8 protein-coding genes are annotated in these 8,796 nt (G+C 43.4%); all 8 read left to right on the top strand.

Annotated features, from left to right (window positions below; all coding sequences use genetic code 11):
• Positions 1 to 6 precede the first annotated feature (6 nt).
• Entirely contained in the window at positions 7 to 390 is a 384-nt protein-coding gene (locus BFJ94_RS25075) for a hypothetical protein (protein ID WP_240431938.1), read from the top strand.
• 380 nt (positions 391 to 770) lie between these two features.
• Positions 771 to 974: a hypothetical protein gene (locus tag BFJ94_RS25070; protein WP_162944424.1), complete on the top strand. Its 204-nt coding sequence runs from the start codon at positions 771 to 773 to the stop codon at positions 972 to 974.
• Positions 975 to 1,199: 225 nt separating this feature from the next.
• Entirely contained in the window at positions 1,200 to 1,415 is a 216-nt protein-coding gene (locus tag BFJ94_RS25065; RefSeq protein WP_120465409.1) for a hypothetical protein, read from the top strand.
• Between the two features lie 156 nt (positions 1,416 to 1,571).
• Positions 1,572 to 2,645: an IS200/IS605 family element RNA-guided endonuclease TnpB gene (gene tnpB, locus BFJ94_RS25060; RefSeq protein ID WP_120465408.1), complete on the top strand. Its 1,074-nt coding sequence runs from the start codon at positions 1,572 to 1,574 to the stop codon at positions 2,643 to 2,645.
• Positions 2,646 to 3,011: 366 nt separating this feature from the next.
• Entirely contained in the window at positions 3,012 to 3,869 is an 858-nt protein-coding gene (locus tag BFJ94_RS25055) for a copper amine oxidase N-terminal domain-containing protein (RefSeq protein ID WP_120465407.1), read from the top strand.
• An 18-nt stretch (positions 3,870 to 3,887) separates the two neighbouring features.
• Positions 3,888 to 6,281, top strand: coding sequence for a CARDB domain-containing protein (locus BFJ94_RS25050; protein ID WP_120465406.1), 2,394 nt, complete (start codon positions 3,888 to 3,890; stop codon positions 6,279 to 6,281).
• Between the two features lie 714 nt (positions 6,282 to 6,995).
• Entirely contained in the window at positions 6,996 to 7,328 is a 333-nt protein-coding gene (locus tag BFJ94_RS25045) for a hypothetical protein (RefSeq protein WP_120465405.1), read from the top strand.
• Positions 7,329 to 8,137: 809 nt separating this feature from the next.
• The gene (locus BFJ94_RS25040; protein ID WP_120465404.1) at positions 8,138 to 8,785 is read left to right on the top strand and encodes a MerR family transcriptional regulator; all 648 of its coding nucleotides are present in this window, start codon (positions 8,138 to 8,140) and stop codon (positions 8,783 to 8,785) included.
• The last annotated feature ends 11 nt before the right edge of the window (positions 8,786 to 8,796 follow it).

Here is an 8,796-nt window from a genome sequence, read left to right as displayed (position 1 = left end):
ATAAGGATGGAAGGTGTCTACATGTCTAGTTCTACAGTAAGAATTGACGAACATTTACACATACGAATGAAGGAATTAGCTGCTAAGAAGGGTACAACGTCGATTGCTGATGAATACAGAAAAGCATTGGAGCATTGGATTGCACAGGAAACACAAAACATCTTATTAGCAGACAGTCAGATCCTTTCGGTACTTGAGCACCGCATGACTAAAATGGAGGATCGTTTAGCCAAGATGAATGGTCGGACGGGGATGGACGTTTCTATGACACTTATGGCGGTATTAAATCTGCTTGCTAAACATTATGGAGTTCGAGAAGATCAAATATACGATGAGTTGCGTCCGGCAGCTGTACAGCATTTTTCAGGTAAAGATAAAAATCTGGGTTAAAAGGGTACTGTCTGTGTCCTGGCTTCAGGCGAGGGACGGTTCATTATTATCGACGTTCTAGCGTCATATGTCCGACGAAAGGGTTTAAGCGGGGATATATCCCCAGCCCCCTACGTGCTTCGCGTTCGGTAATGGGAATGTGTACTCGGGAGTTAATGAAGCGGCTTTTTGAGGATCATCAGGGGAATACCATGCATTTGTCATGCAAAACATAAGATACCATGCAAATAGATTGCAATATTTGATGCCCTGAAATAATTTTGCAATTCAAATACATTGCAAATGATGTGTTCAATTATCATCATAAATGTACAATTTGTATTTACAAAATGCATTTCTTGTATTATAATGGAAGTAGAAAATACATGAGGAATGATTCTATGTCAAAGACAATGACTATACGACTTACTGATGTCCATTCTGCATTATTGGATAAAATGGTAGAAAAATTGAAGGAGCAAGGGGTAAAGACGAATAAGACGGATGTGATCGAGAAAGCATTATTCTTTTTCGCAAGGGAGTCTATTTTAAGCCCTGAAGAAATATCTGAAATCATCGATGAACACTATATGGGGTTTAACTAAGAGATTAAAATTAAATAGACAAAGGGAACGATCACGCTTGGCAGCCACATCGTTCCCTTCTAGGGTAATTTCTGCGCTAACAGAAATACCCGTATTGCTTAGTGTACTTGATGATATTCTATAGATCAAGTGACTTTGTTTACCTGTAACCCAAAGTGGCTGCCATTAATGGTGGCTACTTTTTTTCTTGTGGTGTGCCACCCCCTGGAAAGGAGGTGAGGGATCATGAGTATGCTGAATCAACTTGAGAGAGAGCTTGAACACATTGACCAAGAATGTAGTGTGTTTTATGAAAGTACATCCGGAATGATTAATGAAGACCAACCCATTCCGGATCTGCACAAAATCAAAGGATATGACTTGTTGAAGAAACGATACGAGTGCAAACGCACTATTAAATTAATTTGCTTGGCCAAAATTTCACATTGTCTCCGTGATTAGTAGATTTTACTTTTAACCATCAGTTGTCAGAATCTTCACATCTTCTAAAGAGGGAGATGAATGGCAACGGTCTGCTCTACTTGACGACTGGTGGAGCGTCAATAACCGTGATCAAGAAGTATATTGAAGCCCAAGGGCAGAGATGGAGGGAACGAATTGCTGAAAGCTTACAAGTATCGTATCTATCCAACCCATGAGCAAACGCAGTATTTAGCTAGAGTTTTCGGCTGCGTTCGCTTCATCTACAATAAAATGCTTGCGGATAAGATCGAACACTACAAGCATACCGAGAAGATGCTTGCCAATACGCCTGCACAATATAAAAAGGAATTCTTGTGGTTGAAAGAAGTCGATAGTCTTGCACTTGCTAATGCTCAACTCCACTTAGAGAAAGCCTATAAAAATTTCTTTCGTGACAAGAAGATCGGCTTCCCTAAGTTCAAGAGCAAAAAAACGAATCATCATAGTTTCACAACAAACAACCAAAACGGGACGGTTTTCGTTGCTGAAGGCTTGCTTAAAATCCCGAAGCTAAAGACTCGTATCCGTATCAAGCTCCATCGTCAGTTTGTGGGTTTGATTAAGTCCTGCACTCTATCCAGAACACCTACAGGAAAATATTATGCGTCGTTGCTTGTGGAAACGGAAGTAGCGCAATTACCGAAGAATAACAACAAGATTGGCGTTGACCTCGGACTCAAGGAGTTCGCTATTACTTCGCAGGGTGAAACGATTTCTAACCCGAAGCACCTGCGGAAGTCAGAGAAGAGATTAGCTAAGTTACAACGGGATTTAGCCCGGAAGAAAAAGGGAAGCAATAACCGTCATAAGGCTAGGCTGAAAGTGGCTAAGCTCTATGAAAAGATCAGCAATCAGCGAAAAGACTTCTTGCACAAAACGTCCTCCACAATGATAAGCGAAAACCAAGTCATCGTTATGGAAGACCTGCGTGTAAAGAACATGATGCAGAATCACAAATTAGCAAAAGCGATATCCGAAGTATCTTGGAGCATGTTTCGCAAAATGTTGGAGTACAAGGCTGCAAGGTACGGTAGAGAATTGGTTATTGCACCAAAAAACGATGCAAGCAGTCAGTTATGTTCTTGCTGCGGTTACAAAAATGAAGAAGTGAAGAATCTTGCGCTGCGTGAATGGACATGTCCAAGCTGTAATTCGCATCATGATCGGGACGTAAACGCGGCTCAAAACCTTCTTAAACTCGCAATGTAATTGCATTCTATGGGTTAGGAACTAGCCTGTAAGCTTGGGGAATCTTGGAGCATTAGCTTCATTGACCAAGAAGCGCCAACCTCTTAGGTGGAGCGTAGTTCACAAACATTCTACGAGACGACACGCGATATGATTTGTAACGGTCAAGCTATTCCGGATCAGCACAAAATTCAAGGATATGAATTGCTTGAAACGCTACGATTGCAATAACAATCTTACATTAATTTGCTTGGCCGAAATTTCACATTGTCTCCGGCATTAGTAGATTTTACCCTTAAAATGGGTTATCGTGAAAGAATGAAATTCATTTATGAAAGATAGAGTTTCAAAAATGAAATAAATCATACGCAGAAAGGAAGATTTTAAATGAAAAAGTTAGTAAGAGTAATGATGGCAGTGACAGTGGCAGTAGCAACGTTAGTTCCTACAGTAGTCGGTGCAGGAGCAGCTCCATCCGTGAAAGTAACGGTAGATGGGGAAGCGGTAAAGTTCCCAGATGCACAGCCTTATGTTGAATCAAGCCGTGTCTTGATCCCGGTACGTTTCGTATCGGAAGCGCTAGGGGCGAAAGTAGGATACAAGAATCGCACTGTGACTGTAGAGCAAGATAGCAAAGTGATCACCCTGAAGATAGATTCAAAGAATGTTTCGGTGGCAGGGAAGACCGTTGTCCTGGATGTGCCGGCGCGTATCAAAGAACAATCACGTACATACGTACCGCTACGTTTTGTCAGTGAAGCTCGTGGAGCTACGGTTGACTATAAAGATCGTACAGTGACGATTACAACCGGCACAGGTTCAGGCACCGATACAGGGTCTGTAACGGTACCTGACGGCGAATTTAAGGTTGATCCTAAGTATCATGATCTCGCGCCAATGGTATTCAAAGACAACATGCGCATTGAGGGAGACGAGCTCGTCTTTACGATGCCAGAGTTAAAGGGGAGAACCGCAGGAGGCTATTATCTTTGGGGCGAAAACAGCACATCGTTAACACCGGGTCAAGAATACCGCTTTAAACTAGGCGCTAACGCTTATATAAGCATTGCGTATGCTCATACGGACGAGAATATGGAAGGTTATATTATTTATCTCGACCCAAAACATAAGGCGTTGCAAGGTAAGTTTGATTCAGTAACAGGAGACGTCGTTGTATCCTCAATGAATATTACTATTCCTGCATCTAAAGATACATTGGTCAATGTTTTGGAACAGTATAATTAATGGGAGGTCTTATGAAATATGAGGAAATTTCTGAGTATCTTTTTAGCTGTATCTATATTCATATCTACATTCGGATTAAATGAAACTTATGCTGCTGGCGCAAAATCGTTTAATTATCCGTATGTAGGATGGAATTATGATGAGGAAGGGCAATACCTAATAGGGATTATACAGGCATTGGGAAACAACATAGAACAACGCCCGTGGCAATTGAAACGGTGGCCGGCACATTATAAGTTTCCAAGTGGCACCATAACAAAGCAGCTAAATTATGATGTGTTTAACATCAAGAAGAAATTTGAGACAGATAATTTCAGTGATGAAAACGGTTTTGGCCTGATCCACAGGAGCGATGAATCTGTAAAAGATTTCTTCAACGTTATTATGAAGGATGAAGGAAAAAAAGTATCTGCAGAGCAGCTCACCTTTTTTCGAGATTATGTTACCGATCGTTCGCATAATCCGAGCTTGAAACAAGGGCATCCTACTTTTTTTGAGGGGGATGGAGATGAAATGCTCCTGGTTCGAGGAGTCATTGAATGGATGGGAGGGAAGTTTGATCATATCGAAAAGGTGGCCGAGAACAATAAGATAGCTCATTATCTAGAGTCAGAGTGGCCATCAATTACAAAAATCGTTGATTCCGGATGCCCCATTAAGATCGACTTTAAAACGTATGGTTATACCTCTCGGAACGTTCGTGTCTTGGTAACAGCAAAGGGCGCGTTTCCGGATCTCACTGATGCCGTTTCTTTGATGAATAAGACCACAGCCGAAGAAGTATATAACGGTACGGCTACAGGTGATTGCAGTACGCTTCGAGAGAAGTTTGGGGACGAGGTAGATATCGTCCTGAATGATGGTTACGGGCGTACTGCCATAAAGACGATAAAGCTTTCGGGAGACGGCAAAAAAATTGACTTCGTACCAACAAAGCTTAATCTCACAGAGGGCGGCCAACTTTGGATGACATTCCGATACGATGGCGACGCTCCTGTGAAAACAGCCGACATCTTGCATAAAGACGGTATGCCGATGACAGGAACAGTAAAGGTCGGTGGCACGATCACTACTGAGTTCAAGCTAGGTATGTTATATAAACAACTTCCAGCTGAACTTAAGCCTACATCAACGTACAATGTCATGCTTGGCAAGATGGATTTTGGTACGAAGCCTGGTAAATATTATATCAAGGTTTCGGCCTTAGTGAATAATCCTAATCATCCTACGAGGGCTTTAGAATCTCCATCGGTTGCTTACAAGAATAATGAGATGAAAGGTGAATTTATCCATGAAATCAAAGAAAGCGACTATGATCTCTTTGCAATCAATGTTACAGCAACACCGTCGAATATAACGGATAAGCAAAGCACTACGGTAAAAGCTAGTGTCAAAAATCGTGGACCATCAGCACAAAAGGATGTTCGGATCCGATTTTTTTCGAATGGGAAACAAATATATGAAATGAAGAAAGATATGCCTGCAAATAAAACACTTCAGGTTGGCGGTTTCACGTATAAGCCAGGTTCTGCAGGAGCCTATAATATTTCAGTTCATGTCGATCCACTTGCCGAGAAAATGGACAAGGACAGAACGAACAATGTGACTTCGACAGGATGTATGGTAACTGATGAAACTGCAGCTGGGAAATGCTCTTCATCGGATAGAGTCCAGGGAAAATGGGATGTCACCTATCCATTGATTACCGGCTACCGTGAGAAAACATCCTCCTATACTTGGACAGACAAGGATGGGCACTCACATACCAGCTATTATACTTGGACAGATTACAATGACCCGATATGGAGCTCCCAAAGGGTATCGTATCAAGAAACGTTGCAAGTTGATGGAACCATTAATACCAAGCAGGGGATTGCTACTGATCCGAAGAAGCCAAAAGACTCTGATCGAGAGTCACGAGGGTCGTGGGATATCATTCCTTGGGCCAAAGAGAAGAAACTGAATCCGAATGAAGTGACTCGTGCCGGCTATGGCTTTGAATTAAAGTTTGTGACGACCTATAGCACCGACTGGGAGACCAAAGTGCCGAATGGGTATGAAAATACGGCCAAGCCAATTGGAACGAAGCCTAAGGGCGTACAGGAGGCTACAGCGAGGATCTACGATTCCGCGGGTAAGTTTGTCAAGAGGATCGATCTCGATAAGACGAGCGACGATGGGAAGAAGGCGACCTTTGAGTTCCCGATCAAGAGCTATAAGGATTCGGTATCCGGAAAGACTTACAAAGAACGTAAGTTTATGACCGATTACAAGGCACCGGACGGCATTTATAAGGTTGTTGTAGAGACAGGCCCGGCCGGGATCACGGGGATATCAAGTTGTAAGACGTTCTATGTGACCATCTATGGAAGCATGTATGAAGATGTTCAGAATCTCGGAACCAAAAAATAAAAGTAAAGCAGCTGCCGAATCATTGGCAGCTGCTTTAACTTTCAGGAGCGATCATGATAAACTGTATTTAACGTATTGCTTATATAGGCGAGGAGCGCACTTAGGGCGCTCCATTGTCTTTTCATTGGAGGTTTGGCGTGCAAATTTAATATAATTAATAAAAATAGGAGCATATCTGAAAAAGTACACTTCTATGGCATTTTTTGCTTTATATGAGTCTATCAATGTGCTATAGTGAAACTATTAATAACTCAATTCATGGAAAAATCAAATAAAAAAAGCTATCGTTTCAAGGCAGTTGGTGGGGTCTGGTAAACCCCACCACTGTCTCAGACCGCATCGCACGCGGCAGAAACAGGCCTCTTCACTACAAGCTTATAGGGTCATTGTATCAAGAATTGATGCTGGAGACAACCTATTAAGCAATAAAATGTTAGGTGATTTTACCCAACATAAAAAAACGTGAACAAGCCCTATTCTCCCGGATCGTGCGGTGGAATAGGGCTTTTTTGATTTTCTGGATTCTTCGCTTCGCCCCTCCTTACCAGGGAGATCGGCAGCGTTCAATCATATAGGCTACATAGTAGTTTCGAGTTTCATAGTTTTCTATTAAGCGTTTGAAGTTATTTTTTTGAAAAAATGAACTTCAAAGGCCTAGTTTCTTATTGTCTTTTTTAGGAATCGAAATTTTAAAAGATTCGGAGGTTTAATGGCATGGCTCGAAAACAGAGTACAGGGGTTCCTACTAATACGGTTTTTAAAGCTACGACAGCAAAACAACGATCGGATCAGCTTAAAAGGTATAAGGCAAATAATCAAATCGCTGCTAGGAATAGGCGCTTGTCTAACACCATCTATGGAGCATTGACCTATAAGTGCTCCAATCCGGAGTGCTTTAACAAAATTCGAGAGCATGAAGAAATCGGAGATCGAAAGATTCTCTGCAGCAAATGCAATAGCGGATTTTTCACCGTCCTGGTCAAAGACGATCGGAAGCAATTAGCACGGCCTGAGGACATGAAGCAGAAGAAGAAGCGGAGCAAGTGAATAGAGGGCGCTCAATGCCACCCAATACGACACAATACAATGTGGGGTAAGTCTTCCCGACCACCTCGAAGAGAGCAGCGGGAAAACGTACCGTAAGGCGTGTCTGAGGGTGTAAGGGCCGTTAGAGGGTGAGACATTGTAGTATACGTAGATGCGCCCCTGCATCTTTCCTAGATGGGCGTTGTGACTCCAACGACCCAAAACCCGTCCGTGTGTCCCGATAGGGACAGGCTGGCCGTCAGAGTTAGTAATAGACTATACGCGATAAAGCACGACCTAGGCGCGTTGAATGACGGTAAAAGGTGAGGCGACTGGCAACCCGATATACGCCAGCAGTTCCCTAACAGTCTCCTTTTGTTAAAGGGGGCTGTGGATCCGCTCCCTCCTCCCCTCAACCGCCAGCACGCCAAACCTTTCCTGTCAACACAAAATTCGGAGACACAAATGTAGGGGTGGGCGTGGGGAGAATGTTTAAATCCTTCAGGCTCGCGGAAGCGAGGCATCCTTTATCACCGGGGCTTGTGGATAGTTACTTTAGAACGGAGAGTTATTCACATGCCAGAGAGAGGATGGAATGATGCAGGGGTGTTGTCGTAGGTGGTTCACGTAGCCGTTAGGCGAACCGAGTGACTGTGGGCAACGTGGTTTTCGTTGTCCATAGTCGTGCGTGTGAGCTTAGCGGAACCGGAGCGAAGCGACGCTAGAGGAAAGAGCGCAAAAGAATCTCTATAATTAAGAAAGGGATGACAGGCTTCTAGCTCGAAAAAAGAAACTGAGCTATAAACGATCGTGTTTGAGAGGTGAACGACGTGAACGATGAAAAACAATGGTATTCGGTAACGGAATTATCAGAGAAGCTGGACATGCCGGATGCGACGATTCGGAGATATATTCGTCAGCATGGCCATCAGCTTCAGCTGCGTAAGCGACATAAGAGCTATTTGCTAGCAGCTGAGTCTCTGGAGGTCTTAATTCAGATCAGAGAAGCCTATGCAGCCGGTAAGGGCGTGGATGATGTAGAAGACGTCCTAGCGGCTTCTGGAGCGCCTACGATCATCACGGTAACTGATACAAAAGGTAATGGTGAACGGGTGACTGTAGACTTGCTAGAAGCCTTATTTACTCTGCAGAAGACAGTGAACGAACAGAGTGAAATGATTCGCGCACTCGGTCACATCGTTCATGGGCAGAATCAAGCTGCAGCTGCAATTTCCCAGGCTCCGGAGGAACAGCGGGCAGAACGAGTGACAGAACATTTAACCAGGCGCCGCATCGATCGGGGGCTCGAAAGAGAAGCGTTAGAACTATGGGCGGTTAAGCCAGAGTCTGAACGCTTCCGGAAAATCGGATTATTTCGCCGCGAGGAAGACATTTCAGCGCGTGATCGGTTCGTACGGGATTATGTAGATCAGAATTATGAAAAAAAGTTGCTTCAGGAGTTCGGGATCGATTCATGACTGCCGTGACT

It is taken from the genome of Paenibacillus aceti (assembly GCF_003614185.1).
GTDB classification, from domain to species: domain Bacteria; phylum Bacillota; class Bacilli; order Paenibacillales; family Paenibacillaceae; genus Fontibacillus; species Fontibacillus aceti.
This window is presented reverse-complemented; position numbering and strand designations above follow the sequence as displayed.